This is a genomic window from Amycolatopsis sp. NPDC114503 (genome assembly GCF_055633655.1).
Genome location: NZ_JBVKDT010000011.1, coordinates 210,637 through 227,170, shown reverse-complemented (window position 1 = coordinate 227,170; position 16,534 = coordinate 210,637). Strand labels below are relative to the sequence as shown.

13 protein-coding genes are annotated in these 16,534 nt (G+C 71.8%); 3 read left to right on the top strand and 10 right to left on the bottom strand.

Annotated features, from left to right (window positions below):
* Positions 1-695 precede the first annotated feature (695 nt).
* The 5 genes from ACZ7OI_RS37825 to ACZ7OI_RS37805 all read right to left on the bottom strand — a co-directional run bounded on the left by ACZ7OI_RS37825 (position 696) and on the right by ACZ7OI_RS37805 (position 4,859).
* A complete protein-coding gene (locus ACZ7OI_RS37825; RefSeq protein WP_470268915.1) occupies positions 696-1,160 on the bottom strand; it encodes a hypothetical protein in 465 nt (154 codons plus the stop codon).
* 41 nt (positions 1,161-1,201) lie between these two features.
* Entirely contained in the window at positions 1,202-1,576 is a 375-nt protein-coding gene (locus ACZ7OI_RS37820; protein WP_470268914.1) for a hypothetical protein, read from the bottom strand.
* Positions 1,577-1,747: 171 nt separating this feature from the next.
* Entirely contained in the window at positions 1,748-2,812 is a 1,065-nt protein-coding gene (locus ACZ7OI_RS37815; RefSeq protein ID WP_470268913.1) for a trypsin-like serine protease, read from the bottom strand.
* A 110-nt stretch (positions 2,813-2,922) separates the two neighbouring features.
* Complete coding sequence (locus ACZ7OI_RS37810; RefSeq protein WP_470268912.1) at positions 2,923-4,263, bottom strand: lanthionine synthetase LanC family protein; 1,341 nt, start codon at positions 4,261-4,263, stop codon at positions 2,923-2,925.
* Positions 4,260-4,859 (bottom strand): bifunctional DNA primase/polymerase, encoded by a 600-nt coding sequence (locus ACZ7OI_RS37805; protein WP_470268911.1) that lies wholly within the window; start codon positions 4,857-4,859, stop codon positions 4,260-4,262. The genes ACZ7OI_RS37810 and ACZ7OI_RS37805 overlap by 4 nt, the downstream gene beginning before the upstream one ends.
* Positions 4,860-5,372: 513 nt before the next feature.
* On the opposite strand from ACZ7OI_RS37805, the gene ACZ7OI_RS37800 reads away from it, so the two are divergent.
* Together ACZ7OI_RS37800 and ACZ7OI_RS37795 are read left to right on the top strand one after the other, a co-directional pair.
* On the top strand, positions 5,373-6,692 hold the full coding sequence (locus ACZ7OI_RS37800; RefSeq protein ID WP_470268910.1) for a hypothetical protein: 1,320 nt from the start codon (positions 5,373-5,375) through the stop codon (positions 6,690-6,692).
* On the top strand, positions 6,689-7,267 hold the full coding sequence (locus ACZ7OI_RS37795; RefSeq protein ID WP_470268909.1) for a GNAT family N-acetyltransferase: 579 nt from the start codon (positions 6,689-6,691) through the stop codon (positions 7,265-7,267). The genes ACZ7OI_RS37800 and ACZ7OI_RS37795 overlap by 4 nt, the downstream gene beginning before the upstream one ends.
* A gap of 335 nt (positions 7,268-7,602) precedes the next feature.
* Here the strand turns inward: ACZ7OI_RS37795 and ACZ7OI_RS37790 are convergent, their stop codons facing one another.
* Positions 7,603-8,568 (bottom strand): sugar phosphate isomerase/epimerase family protein, encoded by a 966-nt coding sequence (locus ACZ7OI_RS37790; RefSeq protein ID WP_470268908.1) that lies wholly within the window; start codon positions 8,566-8,568, stop codon positions 7,603-7,605.
* Positions 8,569-8,875: 307 nt separating this feature from the next.
* Between ACZ7OI_RS37790 and ACZ7OI_RS37785 the strand changes: the two genes are divergently transcribed.
* Positions 8,876-11,299 (top strand): ATP-binding protein, encoded by a 2,424-nt coding sequence (locus tag ACZ7OI_RS37785; protein ID WP_470268907.1) that lies wholly within the window; start codon positions 8,876-8,878, stop codon positions 11,297-11,299.
* A 62-nt stretch (positions 11,300-11,361) separates the two neighbouring features.
* Here the strand turns inward: ACZ7OI_RS37785 and ACZ7OI_RS37780 are convergent, their stop codons facing one another.
* The 4 genes from ACZ7OI_RS37780 to ACZ7OI_RS37765 form a co-directional block, all read right to left on the bottom strand.
* A complete protein-coding gene (locus ACZ7OI_RS37780) occupies positions 11,362-12,534 on the bottom strand; it encodes a cytochrome P450 (RefSeq protein ID WP_470268906.1) in 1,173 nt (390 codons plus the stop codon).
* 360 nt (positions 12,535-12,894) lie between these two features.
* The gene (locus tag ACZ7OI_RS37775; protein ID WP_470268905.1) at positions 12,895-14,055 is read right to left on the bottom strand and encodes a DNA cytosine methyltransferase; all 1,161 of its coding nucleotides are present in this window, start codon (positions 14,053-14,055) and stop codon (positions 12,895-12,897) included.
* The gene (locus tag ACZ7OI_RS37770) at positions 14,052-15,143 is read right to left on the bottom strand and encodes a hypothetical protein (protein ID WP_470268904.1); all 1,092 of its coding nucleotides are present in this window, start codon (positions 15,141-15,143) and stop codon (positions 14,052-14,054) included. The genes ACZ7OI_RS37775 and ACZ7OI_RS37770 overlap by 4 nt, the downstream gene beginning before the upstream one ends.
* Positions 15,144-15,229: 86 nt before the next feature.
* Positions 15,230-16,309 carry an alpha/beta hydrolase gene (locus tag ACZ7OI_RS37765; RefSeq protein ID WP_470268903.1) on the bottom strand — a complete coding sequence of 360 codons (1,080 nt, stop codon included), beginning with the start codon at positions 16,307-16,309 and terminating at the stop codon, positions 15,230-15,232.
* Positions 16,310-16,534: the final 225 nt, after the last annotated feature.

Sequence of the window (16,534 nt, the reverse complement as noted above, 5' to 3'; positions counted from 1 at the left end):
GGTTCCAGCGCTGTCCGGTCAGTGCCGGGAGGTCGGTCGAGACTTGCGCTGCGGCGTCGCCTGCGGACGCGCCCGGGTCCTTTCCGCGGCGGGGCTCCAGTGGCGTTGCGGTCGAGGCGTCGACGTGGTCGTGGCCGCGGGTTCCGGTCGTGACGTCACGGTCGCCGTTGCCGTGCGCGGCGAAGGGGTTGCGGCCGACGGGGTTGGCGCCGCAGGACCGCTCGGCTCGGGCGCCGTGCTGTTCGGGGCGCTGTGCGACGGCACGGTCGCCGAGGGCGGAGCGGCGGTCTCGGGTTCTGGGGTGCGGTGGCGGTCGCGGGCGGGGCCGGAGCAGCCGGGGAGCAGCGCTGCCGCGACGGCAGCCGCGATGAGCACGAGGATCCGTGGAGCAGGGCCTCCGGCCGCGCGCGGCCGGGCCGCGGTCGCGAGCGCACCGCCCGTCGTCGCCCCCTGGCCCGCCGAAGAGTCGTCCGCCGACGAAACCGCGCAGCACGGGTGCTCGCGCCGCGCTGGCGCGGGCCTGGCTGGTTCGTCCGGGCCGGGAGAAGGGGAAGCGTGCAGCGCGTCGGTTCCCACTGCGCGGAATCCGTGCAGGAGCTTCGGGGTGCTCGGCAGCCGAGAGGGCTCGCCTGCGGTCATTGCGGTCCTTGCAGGGTCGTCGGGAACGGGACGGGAACAGGCAGCGGACCGGGACCTCACGGACCTGCGCCGGCCAGCGCGGGTTCTCGCCGTGCCGCGTGCGCCGCCCCCGGAGGGGGCGCGTCGCGGGGGTCGGGCGCGGTTCGCTCCGGCGGGAGCGTCTGCTCCGGCGGAACTTCCTGCTCCGAGGGCGAGCACCGGGCGGTGTCCTGAGGAAGCGCGAGCGGGGCGGGCGCGCTGTCCGGCGGGACGTCGACAGGCAGCCGACCGGCGACGCGCACGACGTCGACCCCGACGATCACCTCGTGGCAGGCCGTCGCGAGCACCGCCGCGCACCACAGGCAGGCCCGGTAGCCGAGGCGGGTCTGGGGCACCGCGTTGATCCGGTCGAAGTAGTGCAGGTCGGGGTCGCCGCCGCGGAGGTGGCAGATCGGGCGGATGGTGAGGTCGATCTTGATCCTGGCGAGCAGCGACGCGTCATAGGCGTGGCGGGTTCCGTCGCCGTACGCGCGGATCGCCACCCGCCTCGGAACCTGTGCCGCGGGCTGTCGAGGGGGGCCGGTCACGCGGGTTCCCCGATCCGGCGCGGCCGGTGGAGCGGCGGGAGCGGGCCGGGATCCGGCGGGACCGGGTCGCCGCCGGGGAGGCGGCAGACCGGGCGGACCGTGAGGTCGGCGAGCAGCGACGCGTCGTAGACGCGCCGGATTCCGTCGCCGTAGCGCACGACGGTGCACCGCAGTGTCTTTCGGGAATCCTCGTCCGCCAGCCGTGCCTGCAAGGCGTGCACCGTCAGCTCTCCGTCCGCCGGGATCGCGCGCCTCGCCCGCGCCAGCAGCCACGCCGCGAGCGGGACGCTTGCCATGAGCAGGCCGCAGAGCACGGCCGCTGCCGGGTGGGCTTGCCCGACCGGCGCGGCGAGTCCGGCGAGCCCGGTCATCGGGTCGCCGGCCGGTGCGCGGCGAGCCGGCCGCGTCCGCCGGGGTGCGGGGACGCCGGGCCCGGATCGAGGTGGGTGGCGGTCATCGAGGGTCCTTGCTGTGTGTCGGTGCGTCCGGACGGGACCGGGCGGCGGGCCGGGGAGTCGAGCAGCCCCGGCCCGCCGCTGGTGTCATCCGGCCAAAGCGAAATCGGTTTGTACCGGTGCGGCCGCGTGGTGCTGTGCGGCCGCGGCGCGGATCAGGTTCGGATCCGCGGTGGCGACGCGCGCTTGCGGATCGGCCGCGTGGATCTGCTGGAAGATCCAGCGCCCGTGCGCCCAGAGGGCCGTGGCCACGCTGGCCGTGCCACAGGTCGCAACGAGGCCGCGGGAGACGAGCATGGGCAGGACCTCGACGGGGCCCAGCCGTTGCGAGCCGCCGCCGCCGGAGTCGCCCATGCACGGGCCCCTGCGGTCAGGAGTCTCGCCGAGGCACACCTCGTCCGCGCCGATGGCGTCGATGCCGCCGGCGCACTGCGCGTGCGCGGTGAGGCGCACGTCGGTCTCGTTCAGCCAGGGCCCGAGCGGCCCGTGCCACGACTCCGGCTCCCGGGTTTCCTTGCCCCAGCCCTGGACCGTGACCGAAGCCCAGGGCAGCACCGGCGCGATGAGCGCGCCTTCGACCCGGATCGGGTGCTCCAGCTCGATGAGCGCCTGGTCCCAGACGTCGCCGCGCTTGGTTTTTTCGCCCCACGCCCATTCCGGCGGCACGATGAACCGCTTGATCTTGGCCTTCTGGCCCTCGAAGCGGTTGATGTTGCCGTAGGCGAAGCGCCAGGTCGCCGGGTCCTCCGGCGTCGAGTGCATCCCCGATGCCGGGCGGGGGGAGAATCCGGGCGCACCGGTGTGCTTTCCCGCCTGCTCGGCCGCCCGCCGGAACCCGTCGTAGCGTGTCCTGCCGTCGTCGCTCATGGAGCGGACCTGCGCCGACTCGGGGCCGGGCATGACCGTCACGCAGTGCGCGGCGGTCACCAGCCACCGGGTCCCGCCGTCCTCGCCGGTATCGAGGGCGTGCGCGCCGCAGGTGTCCCAGTCCGGGACGTTGTTGTGCAGGTACTCCAGCGCGCCGATGTCGGCGATGGTGCGCTGGGCGCGGTGGCCGCCGACGATCGCCGACGCGGGCGCGGCCAGACCGGCGACCAGCCCGGCCGCGATCACGCCGACGACCGCGGACTTTACAGTTCTTCGAAAACGCAAGCTGTGCCTCGTTTCTCTCGACGGAATGACGGAAAACCCCTCCCCCGCAAGGGAAGGGCGACCAGGCGGGCGAAGACGAGCGACCGGGTCGGTCCGGTCGGCGGACGGCCTCACCCGGACGGCGCGGCGCGTGTGCTCGCGTCCGTGCGCGAAGGCGGAACCTGCGGGCTTTGCCCGAAAGGAAGCCGGGAGGACGCAGTGCGGGAGGAGCCCCGGATCGCGGTGAGACCCAGCACGCAGTCCCACTGGGCGGCGTCGGCGCCCGGCAGGTCGACGGACGTCTTGTTAGGAGACTGGGAGACGAGCACGCCGAGGGCTCCGTCGAGGAGCCCGCCGCCGGAGGCCGTGCGCGCGGTGTGCGGGCGAACGATCGAGCGCAGCACCCCGGCGGCCGACCTCAGCGAACAAGCGGCGTCGTCGCTTTCGTCGCCGGCCATGCGCAGCGCGATCCACTGCGCCCCCTGCGGACCGTGGCACAGTCCGCCCTGGCGGATTACCTCGGCGTCCCAGTGCAAAGCGGCGCCCGCGGCGGCGACGGCGGTCTCGCGCAGTCCGGCGTCGCCGAGCGCCATCCCAGCCAGCTGCACGCTGCGATCGATGCCCAGCCCCCCGCACCAGCCGGGCACGAGCTGGCTCGGTCTCCGCACCCCCGCGTCCGGTTCCCTGGCGGGATCAGGGTCGCCGACGACGTCGGGCCACCAGGGGTTGCCGATCTCGTCGGCGCGCAGATGCCGCCGGTACCACTCGGCCAGGGTGCGGATCGCCGTCTCCTGGCCGGGCACGCGCACCCGCTCGCGCCAGGCCAATGACAGCAGCGCCAGGATCCCGCCGCTTCCGTCGGGCAGGGTGAGGTCGGCGTGCCCGTGCCGCCATTCCTCCCGCTCGCGCAGGTCGGGGTGCGGGCTATCGTCCACCCACCAGCCCGGGCGTTCCGTGTCGCCGAAGCTCGCGACCAGGTCGACGAGGTACTCCAGCACGGCGGGCAACAGCGGGTCCGGGCCGGGCCGTTGCAGCAGGCACATGCCCAGCCCGGACAGTCCTTGCCTCAGCGAGAACTCCGCCCGCGCCGACCTGGCCCCGTCGTCCAGGCGGCGGCGGGCGGCGGCCAGACGGGTTCGCACGATCCTGTCCAGTCGGGCGTCGGCCTCGGCGAGCCGGCACCGGTACGTCTCGGCGAGGTGCGGGGCGTTGATCGACGCGATCCGCAGCACCGAGGCGAACGCAGCCGCGCCGCAGAACCCCGTTTCTCCGGCACCCGGGACGTCGAACAACGGCACGGGCGGAAGCGCGTCCAGCGCAGCAGGCAGGGATGCGGGGAACCCGGGGGATTGACCGGCCCGGACCGCCACGTACATCGCCGTGGCCAGCGGGCTGGCGGCGTCCAGCAGCGTCAGCGGGTGCGGCGGCGCGTTTCTCTCCCGACCGGGACCCGGGCAGCCGAGCCCTTTCACCGGGCCGCCGCCAGTTCCGCGAGCTTGTCCTGGATCTCGTCGCAGGCGCCCAAATCCGGGAGGCGCTCAGGCGGGATGCGCCACGACACCGCGCCCGAAACCGCCCGGCTCGGCGGAAGCGCGACGAGAGCCCCCGCCCGCACGAGGTCGACGCCGGCCACGTTGCCCAGTTCGCGCTTCAAGGAGCTTCCGGCCGTGACGAAGAAAAAGCAGCCTTGGGGGGACGTCGCCACCGGGCCCAGCGGACGGTGCCCGCCGAACGCGGCCATCGCCTGCCAGCCGAGGTGGGTCGGCGTGCGCAGGACGTCGAACTGCCGTCCGGTCTGCGCGAGAATCGTGTGCGCGTGCCGCGACCACCATTCCCGGATGCGGCGAGGATCGGTGGTCGCGGCGGACACGTCCGCCGCCGCTTCCCAGGAGTTGAGCGGCCTGAACGTGACCGGGTGCCGCATCGCGATCCCGTTGCTCACCGGGCCGGGAAGCACCCGCCAGCCCCGCGCGGCGTAGCGCTCGGCGGCTGCGCCCAGCGCTCGCGACCCGGCACCGCCGCTCGCCGCCGAACAGGTCGGCGGGCGGACAGACGCGATCGAAGCCATCGCGTGGATTCCTCTCCGGTAGGACCGGTCCGCGCGCCGCGCTGCTCTGCGGCGCAGCGGCTGCACGGACCGGTCGGGCGGCGCGGCCGGATGCGGGTCCCGCCACGCGCCTTCGGTTCATGTGGTGCGGAAGGCTGTCCCCGGCCGGGCGGCGTCTCCGTCGCGGTCCGCGAGAGCCGTCCGCCGGCCGGTTGGTGCACCCGGCGGCCGGACAGACGTCGGGGGAATCTGTCCGGCCACCGGGTTGTCTGCGCGGGCATTCCCGCAGAGCGCCCGTCGGGGCGGCACGCCGGGTGACGCGGTGAGGAACAGGTTCATCAGGCACCTCCCCAGGGACCCGGCCGCGCGATCCGCGGTGTCGAATCGCTGTGCCCTGCACCCTGCCCCAGGCACCGTTGACTTAGTAATGACGCGAGGCCTGCCTTTTCCTGACTTTTCCTGCCTTTTGCGGGTTCCCCCTCGCTTGACGCCAGGCGACCGTCTTACTGTGGATCGACCGGCGAGGGAGAAAGCATGGCCGACCACGCGTCGCCGAAGACACGACTGGCGCAACTGCTGGAGCAGCTCCGGATGACGCCGGAGGACCTGCAGAAGGCGTTCCGGGCGGCAACAGGCTCCGAGTTGTCGGAACGGCAGGCGTACCGCTGGGTCAAGGGCGAACTGAAAGGCTCGCCTCGTGCGCATTCTCTGGCCGGTCTCGAGAAAGTATTCGGAGAACCTGCCGAGCAGTTGCTCGGTCCGCCGCACGGCGGCGGTCTGGCCCGGCGGCACAGTCCTGTTGTGCTGGAGGGCCGTTCGTTCGATTGCGAGCAGCCCGATTGGCAACGTCGGGTGATTCTCGCGAGCGCTCGCCGCGCACGCGAGCACCTGAGCAAGATGGAGGTATCCAACGTGGGACCGGAAAACCTGGACCAGCTCACCGACGACGTGCGCGGGTTGGCCATCGCCTACCAGCAGCAGCCGCTGGAAGACCTCCTGCAAGACATGGACGACACGCAGCAGAAGATCCTCCGGCTGCTGGACGGCCCGCAAAAGCTCGCTCAGACGCGGGACCTTCATCTCCTGGCGGGCGTCGCGTCCGGTCTGATGGCCCGGGCCAGTCACGACACCGGGTATCCCGACGAGGCCATGACCCAGGCCCGGCTCGCGTTCTCCTCCGCCGACCAGGCGGGCCACGACGGGCTCAAAGCCTGGGCGAAAGGCCTGCAGTCGCTGATCGCGTACTGGGCTTTGCGCTACGGCAAGTCGGTGGACTACGCCCGGGAGGGCGCCGTGTACGCGGCCGCGAGCCGGAACACGTCCGCGGTGTGGATCGCCTCCGGCGAAGCCCGGTCGCTCGCGGCGCTGGGCAGGCACGACGAGGCGCGCGATGCCGTCGAGCGGGCAGTGGACGCGCGGGATCAGGTGCGGCGCGACGAACTCGACGATCTCGGCGGGTTCTGCTTCTTCAGCAGCCCGCGCCAGCTCTACTACGCGGCGGAGGCGCTGTCCTGGGGCGCGGGCTCGGCCTCCGAGGATGCCGAGCGGTACGCCCTCGACGCGCTCCGCGCCTACGAGAGCGCGGCCCCGGGCGACCGTGCCTTCGGAGACGAAGCCGGCACCCGGTGCGCGCTCGCCATCGCGCGGATCAACCGCGGCGAGGTCGACGGCGCTGCCGAGGCGCTGACGGGCGTGATGGCACTGCCGCCCGCGCAGCGCACCCACGGCGTCATCACGGCGGTGCAGCATGTCCAACGGCACCTCGCACAGGCACCCGCCCAAGGCCGCGTCGCTTCCGACCTGGCAGGCTCGATCACCACGTTCGCCCAGCAACGATTGGCGCTGCCTCGATGACGATGAACCACCTCGACGACCCGCACGCCCCGGTCGCCCTCGCCGGAGACCTGACGCGACTGCGGGAATTCCGCTCCGCCGACGGCGCGGACGCCTTCGCGATCGTCGGCGACGACAAGGTCACCCAGTACCTGTCGTTCGACAGCAGGAGCAGGGACGACGCGCAAGCGATGATCGACAGCGCCGTCGAACGGTCGAAAGCCCGTCCGCGCACCGAGTACTACCTGGGCATGACGCGTCTCGACGACGACCGGCTGATCGGGTTCTGCCGCCTCGGCCTGGGCGGCGTACGAGCCGCGAAACTCGGCTACGCCGTCGCCGCCGAGCACTGGGGCAACGGCTACGCGACCGACGCGGTGCAGACCGCGCTCGCGCTCGCGTTCGGGCCGTTGGGGCTCCACCGGGTCACCGCGGCCATCGGCCCCGACAACCCGGCGTCGCAGAAGGTCGTCGAGCGCCTGGGGTTCGTCCGCGAAGGCGTGCTGCGCGATCACGTGTTCACCAACGCCGATTGGCGCGATTCCGTCCTGTACTCGGTCCTTTCCGACGAATGGTCTCGACGTTCGCGCCGCTGATCATGGGCAGTCCGGCCCGTGAGAACCGGCTCCGGCATGCCGGACCGGCCGCGCCGGGAAGGTGCAGCCTGCAACAGACGGCACGCCATCGACCGGCAGGTGTTCCGAGGGAATCCGAGCAGGGCGCGCATTGCCCCCAAACTGGGGAACCATGCGCGACTTCATCCGCACGCCGGACGCAACCGGGTCGGTGCTGAACCGAGCGTGCAACGACGTCGGGGACGCCCTTCGCGGACACACGCTCTGTCCGAAGGCGTCCGTCACGGAGGTGGTGTTCCACCTCCGTTGCGCCGAGCCCGTTCAACAGGACCGGCGGGGCGGCGGGCCGCCGCGGGTCATGCCGGTTCCCGGTGGGAGAGCACGAATGCGCGCGCGGCGGCGACGTCCTCGGGCGCCACGCCGTGGACGACTATGGGGACGCGGCGCGGAAGTCGGGCCCACCGGTCGAAGACGTGGCCGAAGTCGACCGGGCCTGGCCGGGTGTGGACGGCCACGGCCACGATGTGCGGGCCGAGCAGTTCGATCGCCTCGTCGAGGACCTCGGCCTGGCGGTGGGCGTTGCCGGGGGTGATGAGGGCAGCGGGGTCGAGGATGATCCCGACCCCGTCGCCGACGTCGCGCAGCAGGCGATGCGCCGCGACGGGCGAGTCGACGACGGTGCCGGGGTCGGGCTCGACGCCGAGCACGACCCCGACCCGGCGCGCGGGCCGCAGCAGCCGCCGCATCCCGTCAAGGAGGTCGGCGTAGGCCTCGGGTTCGGAGTTTCCGGGCTGCGGGGCCCATTTGTCGCCGGGATCGCGGCTGCCGGTGCAGAGGCTGACCATGCCCACCCCGAGCGCGGGGGCGCAGCTGATGAGCGCGGCGGCGCCGCGAACGTCGCGGCGGCGGCGGCCCGGGTCCGGGTCGAGCATGTTGCAGGTCACGGACATGCTGGTGATCGCGACCCCGGCGCGGTCGAAGACGGCGCGCACCGATGCCGCGCTGCGCCGGTCGAGGCTGTCCAGGCCCACGCTGGCGAGGTTGAGGTGGGCGCGGGCGAAGCCGTGCGCGGCGATGTCCCGCGCGAGGCGGGCCGGGTCCTGCGTCGCCGGCCAGGTCCGGGTGAAGATGCCGAGATCGTGCTCGGCGAGGGCGTGCCGCTTTGCGGTGTCTCCCGACGAACAGGCCTGGAGGACGTCCTCGACCGGCTTGCGCAGCTGCGGCATCACCCGGTACCTCGCGTTGACCGCGTGCGCTTTTCCGATGCGCCCGTCCGCGAGAACGGCGGCCGCGTACTGCAGCCCGCGGTCGAGGCTCTTCATCGAAGCCGCCTGGAGCAATGCTCGAAATTCGTTGCCGCTCTGCGGCTGGCGGGGCGCGGCCGGCGGGCAGGGTAATCCTTCGGATCCATCAGCAACCTCCCCGGTTTGCCAAGCCCAGAGTGGACACTTTTTCCACTGTGGCGGATTACGCCTGCCCGGACGGCGAAATGCCTCCTCAGATTTGCCGCAGGGTCCTCACCTGTCCGGGAAAACGCCTGGTCGCCCTCCTCACCATCGGGTGAGGAGGGCGTGAGGACCCGGTTAGGATGCGGCAAGATCCGGTATCGGCGCGGGGGCCGTTTCGCCGGTGAAGGCGAGTCTCCCGCGCGGCGCACGCTGTAGACCCCTGGGGAGGGGACGGCCGGCAGATGGCCGAGAACGGGAGGGGGATATGGGGGATGGCTTCATCCCGGGGCTGACCGCGTTGATCGGCAGAGACAAGGCGCTCGACGATCTGCAGCAGAAACTCGCCGGGGGAGAGCGGCTGATCGAGCTTCTCGGATGGGGCGGAATCGGCAAAACCCGGCTTGCGCAGGAACTGCACCGAGATCTTCGCCGCCGCAAAGCGTACCAAGATACGGCTTTTGTCAGCTTGGAGAAGTTCGCCCGCTTTACGGGGTCCGATGACTCCTCCGGCCCACCGGCTGATCTCGCTCAGCGGATTCTTCAGGACATCGCCGCCGCGCTGATGGAGAGCCATCAGCCGGCCGCGCCCGATTTCGACTCGCTGATCTCGCTGATCTCGGGTCGGCTGCGCAATCGCCGGGTGCTCCTGGTGCTCGACAACTGCGAACCGGTCGCGGACGACGTGGCGTGTCTGCTGGAGGCGCTCCTGGCGCAGGACGACGCGGCCGGACTGCAGGTGGTGGTCACCAGCCGAGAGAACTTGGGGATCTGGGGCGAGTGCATCGTCTCGGTCCAGCCGCTGACCTGCCCCGCCGAGGACGCCGACCCCGGCGCCGGGCTGACGGACGCGATGACCCTGTTCCTGGACCGCGGAACTGCTGCCGCCGGACGGCCGGTCACCGAGACCAACGCGTGGGCCGATCTCGTCGCGCTGGTCCGCTATTCGCAGGGCTCGCCGCTGATACTGAACCTGCTGGCCGCGCAGCTGGGCCTGGGCACCACGGCCGCCGACCTGCTCGCGAAGATCGAGGAGCGAGGCCTCCTCTGGCTGGGCTTTTCGCCGCGGGCCCGCGGCATCCGGGAGCACCATCGGCGGCTCGACATCACCATGGCGGGGTCGTGGGACTCGTGCGGCGAAGCGGAGCGGCTGCTCTGGGCCAGGCTTTCGGTGTTCTCCGAATCCTTCGGGACCGCCGCCGCACAGGAGGTATGCAGCGACGACAAGCTTCCGCGGGACAAAGTCGAGCAGCTCCTGGGCAACCTCAAACAGCGTTCGATCGTCGAGCCCGATGCCTCCGGCCGCTACGCCCAGCACGCCGCCCTCCAAGAGTACGGGCTGAAAATGCTGGGCGAAGACACGGAAGTCTTCCGTGACCGCCATCGCGATTGGGTGGCCAAGCTGGCGTCCGACGGCGCCAACGCCGGCGGGTGGTTCTCCCCGCGCGAGAAGCCCTGGCTCGACAAGCTCGCGGTCGACGCACCGAATTTCGACGTCGCGATCGACTGGTGCATCCAGCGCCGGGACGTCGAGCAGGGCCTCGCCATCGCGACGAACGCCCATCGCGTGCGCATGCCCTACCACCACGCCCGGGAACCTCTGGTCGCACGGTGGTTCGACGGCCTTCTCGCGATCAAGGGCCAAGCGCCGACGCTGACCAGGGTCGGCGCCCTGTCAAGCGTCGCGTTCATGCGCACCGTCCTGGGCGATCGCACGGCCCTGCAGCACCTGCGGGAAATCAAGCAGATCGCCGAATCGCTCCCCGCCGCTCGCGACTTCCCGCCGGCGCTGGTGGCGGAAGGCACCTACGAGGCGCTGGTGAAGCTGAACCCCGCGGGCATGGATATGCTCCAGGCCGCGTTGGCCGGCTGGGAGGCCATGGGGCCGGACTTCGCCGGTGACAAACAGATGACCTGGCTGATGCTGGGGATGAGCGCGGGGCTGCTCGGCCCTGCGCCGCTCGCGGACGAGACGGCACGCGACTGCCTTGAGCACGCTCTACGCGCCGGTGCGCCGTGGGCGATCTCGTGGGCCCGGTGGCTGTTCATGCTGCCCATGCGCACGAAACGCGAGGATATCGGCGGCGAGGTGATGTCCGCGCAGCTCGCTCTCGGCGACCTGTGGGCTCCGGGCTGGACGGCTGAAGCCGAGGTGTGGGGTTGCGCCGAGAAAGATCCGGAGCGCGCGGCCCTCCTGTCGGGCGCGTCGAGTGCATGGCAGGAGAAACACCACGTCGCGATCTCCGAACTTCGTTCGTTCGGTCAGCACCGGGACATCGCGGTCGATCGCATGGAGAGCCAGCTCGGCCGCAGCCGATACGAGAAGCTCGAAAAAGAGGGACGCGGCCTCGGCGAGGACGGAATCGTGAAGCTGATGCGCATCCCGAGCCCGGGTAGATCGGTCCTGTTGGACGCGGAACAGCTGCGCATCGTGTCGATGGTGGCTAAGGGCTGGACGAACAGGGACATCGCGATCGCGCTGTCCCTCTCGGAAGCGAGCGTGAGCCGACGGCTGACGAGGGTGTACGAGGCGCTCGGCCTCGACGGCGACCGGGCGAAGCTGGCAGCGTGGTTCGAGCGCCGCGGAGCGGACGCAGCGAAGCGGTAGAAACTCGCTTCGCTGCGTCCGGGGCGGGCTATGCACGCTGCATCGCCCGCCGGGACCGCGTCCTAGGGCACCGACCAGACGGTCGGCAGCTCGGGCACGCCGCGGATGACGCCGAACGTCCGGCGCGGCCGCGCACCGGGCCGCAGGCGGACGTCCGGGATGGCGTCCAGCAGCTCCTCGATCATCACCCTGATCTCCATCCGTGCGATGTGCTTGCCGACGCACTGATGAGGGCCGGTGCCCCAGGCCACCTGCTGCGCACCCGGCTCGTCCCGGTCCACCCGGAACTCCGCCCCGTCCGGAAAAACGGCTTCGTCCCGGTTGGCCGAGGGCCACAGCAGCACGACGCGGTCTCCGGGGACCAGCCGGACGCCGCCGAGTTCGGTCTCCTTGACCACCGCCCGGCCGGTAGCGGTGACGGCCGGTTCGTGGCGCACGCTCTCGTCGATGATTGTCGGCAGCAAGCCCGGCTCGGCGGCGACGCGGGCACGCAGACTGTCGTCTCCGAGCAAATGCAACAGCACACCGCCGCAGGCGTCCGAGGCCGTCAGGTGCCCGGCTGCGAGCATGAGGGCGCCGAACTTCGTCAGTTGCAGCGGACTGGGCGATGCACCGCCTATCGAGGTGCGTGCCACGGTGCCGAGCATCGACTCCTCCTCGACCTCGGGGAGGAGCGCGGAGAGGAATGCCGCGTATTCCTCTCCGCGGCGTTCTGCTTCCTCAGGAGCGGCTGTCATGAAGGCTCGGACGTACCCGGCCAGCGCGGGACGATGCCGCTCGGGGATGCCGAGGACCATGGCCGCCACGAGGGGCGGGACGATCCGGGTGTACGACGCCACGAGGTCGGCCTCACCGTCGCCGACGAATTGCGCGATCGCCTCCCGGCAGAGCCGACGGACGTGGTCCTCGTGCGTCGCCGCCGTCTCTGCCGTGAAGTGGCTGGCCAGCAGCTTCCGCCATCGGCGGTGCTCGGCGCCGTCCACCTCGAACATCGGCGCGGTGCACGCCAATTCCGGCGCCACTCGGGGAGCGGCCCCGATGTTCACGGCCGCACTGAAGGCACCGCTGGCGTTGCGAGCGGCTTCGACCACCGCGTAATAGCCCAGGGCGAGGTAAAATTCATCACCCTCGGCCTGGGTGTGCGCGACCGGGCACCTCCGGCGCAGCGCCCCCATACGTTCGTGGACGTCCACCTCGGCGAGGGCCGGGTCGAGGTAGTGGAAATCGGTATCCACGGAACCTGCGCTCGGCGATCCCGCCCGTTCCTCGCTCAAACTCGCTCCTAGGACAAGACCAGTGGTACTCCCGTGCCTATCGAAGGCCGGGGTTCGCGCGCAAGAAAACCGGGACGAATCACGTCGTTCCGTCTTCCTGCGGACACGAACGCGTGCCGGGCCCGGCGCTCCGGATCGCCGGACCCTCGTGACCGGAACCCGGCTGCGGGCAACGAGATCTCCGCCCTATGGTCCGGCATCAGCCGAGCCAGCTGGTCGCAAGCCGGCCGGGCCTCAGGCACTGCGGGCTACTGAGATCCGGGAGCAGCGACCGGCCCGGTGTGGTGGGCAGGTCACTCGATCGGCCCGTTCCCGCAGGCCTCAGGGCGTGGCCGGGCAGTCGCTCGCACTCGCGCCGGCGGCCCCGGAGGCCCCGCCCGCAGGACTGCGCCGTCGCCGGTGCCCGGGGCTTTCGCCGAACAGCGTGGCCATCACCGCGCGACTCAGGTCCGGCGGAACCGAGTTGCCGATCTGGGCTTGGACGGACCTGCGGCTTCCGGTGAACGCGTACTCGTCGGGGAAGCCGAACAGCCTTTTGAGTTCGGGAATTCTGAGGCGCCGGTTCTCCCAGTGGAACGGGCCCACGTACGGGCCGGGCTGTGCCTGGATGGTGGGCGAGGGCCGGTCCGGGTGCAGTTTGAGCAGGAACGACCAGTAGCGCGAGCGCCAGCGGAACAGCGGCATCGGGTGCCCTCGTTCGGCCGTGTAGTGCAGGTAGTTCCCGCCGGGAGGGATGCCGGGCAGCAGGTGGCCGTACCGCCCTGCGACCTCTTCCGCGGGTTCCGGGCTCGGGGCGAGGCCCTCGAGCGCCTGCGCCGCCGTTGCGCGCGGCTTCTCGACGCGACCTCCGGCGCGGCGCTCCCGCGTGCTGCCGAAATCGGAGAAGGGAACCGGTTTTTCGCCCTTGCGCACTCCGATCACGAACAACCGCCGTCGCGATTGCGCGACGCCGAAGTCGGCGGCGTTCAGCACTTTCCAGGCGCATGTGTAGCCGGCATCGTCGATCTCGGCGAGCAGCCGGGCGAACGCCGGGCGGCTGGCCCTGTTGTCGTAGGTCAGCGCGGGCACGTTCTCCAGGACGAAACCGCGAGGCCGGGCCTCCTTCAGGACGCGGGTGTACTCCTGGAGAAGACTTGCCGCCGGGTCCAGACCGTCGCGTTTCCAGTCGAGCCAGAAGCCGGACTTGGAAAACGGAGTGCAGGGCGGCCCGCCGATGAGCAGGTCGGGTCCGTCCTGCCCCGCGAAGCCCGCGGCCCGCAGGATCTCCTCCGTCGGGACGTCGCGAATGTCGGCGCAGATGACCGCGTCCGCGAGGTGCGCGAAGTTGGCCCTCAGCGTGTCGGCGGCGTCGAGGTTGCGCTCGACTGCGGCGCGCACCTGGAAACCTGCCAGCTCCGCGCCGAGGTCCAGCCCGCCGGCGCCGGAGAACAGGGAGATCGCGCCGCCTCGGGCGGCCGACGGCGCGTGCCGGAGGGCTGTCATGCGGTGCGGCGCGTCAGCCCGGAACTCCACTCGTGCGCGAGCCGGACGGCCAGAGCCATGTTCGCCGCCGCCGCGGCGACGGTGCGCCGACCGAGTCCGCATCCGGCTCCGAGACCGTCCAGGTCTCCGCCCAAGGCGTCCGCGACCAGGCCGAGCGCGATGCGGCTCTGCTCGGGATGGGCTTCGGAGACCACGCCCGCGATGACGTTGATCCCGCGACGCAGCCACCGCAGCGCCCGGTAGAACGCCGGGTCCGTGGACGGGGCCGCGCTGCCGTGCGCGACCGGGAGGTGCACGGTCGGCATCGCGATGCCCATCGCGGCCAGGGCGTCGGAGAGGGCGTTGAGGAACTGCACCGCGGCGTCGAGGTCGACGGGCGTGAACCACGGCTCGTGCTCGAGGTCGCCGTAGCAGAGGTGGAGGATCCATTCGGCGGCGGGCGCGGCGGCGATGACCCCGGACACCTGCTGCACGAGTTCGGTCGTCAGCAGCGGCCAGTCCTCGCGCGGGGTGCGGTGGTAGGCCGCAAGGACGGCAGGGGTTTCCAGCTGCAGCTGCACGCGCGGGCCCCAGCGGGCGGCGATCTCGGCGACCTCGGCGATGACGGAGGCCTGCATGGCGGGCATCCACTCGTCGGCGGCCTCGGGCGAGCCGGAGGCGAACAGCGCGCGGTCGAACGCGTTGGGGATGCTGACTTGCAGGCGGCGCGGCACGTCGCCGGTGTCGAGGGCGTCCAGGACGGCGAAGGCGGCCTCGGTCTGCTCGACGCGGCCCAGGGCGAGGTCGGCGGGGGCGAGTTCGTGCCCGGGGCGGATCCGGTAGTAGGGGACGTCGTCGTATCCCCGGCTGGCGCCGGAGCGGACTTGCTCGAGCGCGGGACGGCGCGCCAGGCCGTCGAGCCAGTCGACGATCCAGCGCGACGCCTCGAAGGGCAGCGCGGTCAGCGGCGCGTCGCCGCGGTGCTGGAGGATCCACGCGATCGCGGTGCGCATGTCGTGGCTGAGCGGCTCGGGCAGCGAACCGACCAGATGCACCGGGATCGGCTCGGCGCGCCCGCGCGCGAACGGGTCGGCGGCAGTGATCGACATTGATCCGATTTCCTTTCCCTGACGGGGAGTTCGGGTGCGCAGCGGCGCGGGAACGGGTGCTGCCCGCGCCGCTGCGGAGCGGGCGCCTACTGCGGCAGGACGGTGTCGAGCCAGCGCGTGACGTCGTGGGCGGCGTCGGCGCCGTTGCGCGCCAGCTGCAGGTCGTGCCCGGCGCCGGGGAGCACGGAGGTGTGCAGGCGCGCTGCGGGGCCGAACGCGGTGGCCTGTGCCCGGGCCAGGGCTTGCGGGGAGGCGCAGTCGGCGGCGTTGCCCGGGGCGCAGAACAGACGGTCGTTGCCGCCGACCTGCAGCATGGTCGGCACGGTGATCTTGCGGGTGGTGTCGGGCGAGAAGCCTTTGAGCACGACTCCGGTCAGCTCGACGGGCGAGGCGACGTCCTTGGTGGCCTCGTCGTACTGGACGACTTCGGGGTCGACGTCGCCGGCGTCGTGGAACGCCGCGGCGCGCGCGCCAGGCTTCGTCGTCAGGTACGTCGGGTCGATCAGCGGCCCGAAGGCGGGGTCCAGGGCGGCCGGCCACACCTGGGAGGTGAGCGTTTTCAGCAGTGCGCCGGTGTCGAGCTGGCTGGTGCCGCCCGTGAGGACCACGGCGTCGACATCGTGGTAGGCGGTGGTCTCGACCGAGGCGACCCCGGTGCCCATCGAGTGCCCGACGAGCGCGACGCGTTTGGCCGGGGATCCGGTGACCTCGCCTGCTTTCAGCTTCCCGACGATCTGGTGGACGACGTCGGCCTGGCTGTCGACCGTCACCAGCGCGCTGAGCGGCCGCGAGCTTTTCCCCGAGCCGAGACGGTCGATCGCCAGCGTGCTGTAGCCGCCGGAATTCGCTTGCCGGGCATAGGAATACCGGCCTCCGGCGACGGGATAGTCCCAATAGGACGAGTTGTAGGTACCTCCATGAAGGAGCAACTGGACGGTGTTTTTGGCCGGTCCGTCTGGTGTGCACAGGACGCCGTGGACGGATACGTCGAGCAGCCCGAGTTTCGCCGGGATCGTGACGTCACGGCAGGTCCGCTGTGGCGCGGTGTCGGCGGACGCGGCGGCCGGTGTCGCGGCCGTCGCCGCCAGCACCGCTCCCGCCGCGGCGGCCAAGGTGCCCAGCCGCCGGAGCCGTCGGCTCCGGCCGGGTGTGCGCGCAGATCGCATTGTTCGGTTTCCCCCCTGGAAAACGGTGCCGTCCTGCCCCCTGCAAGGGCGGCTGCCGTTGGTCAAAACGTTGTGGCGGCGCGGGATCGTGGCTGTCGTGCTCCGGCCGCGCGGGTGCCGTCGGGTGTTCCCGTGCGCGGGCAGCGTGCACGGGAACACCCGGCGGGCTTGTCAGGCTCCGGTGATCCGGGTCCCGTCCGGGCTCACCGCGCCCTCGCGAGTGAG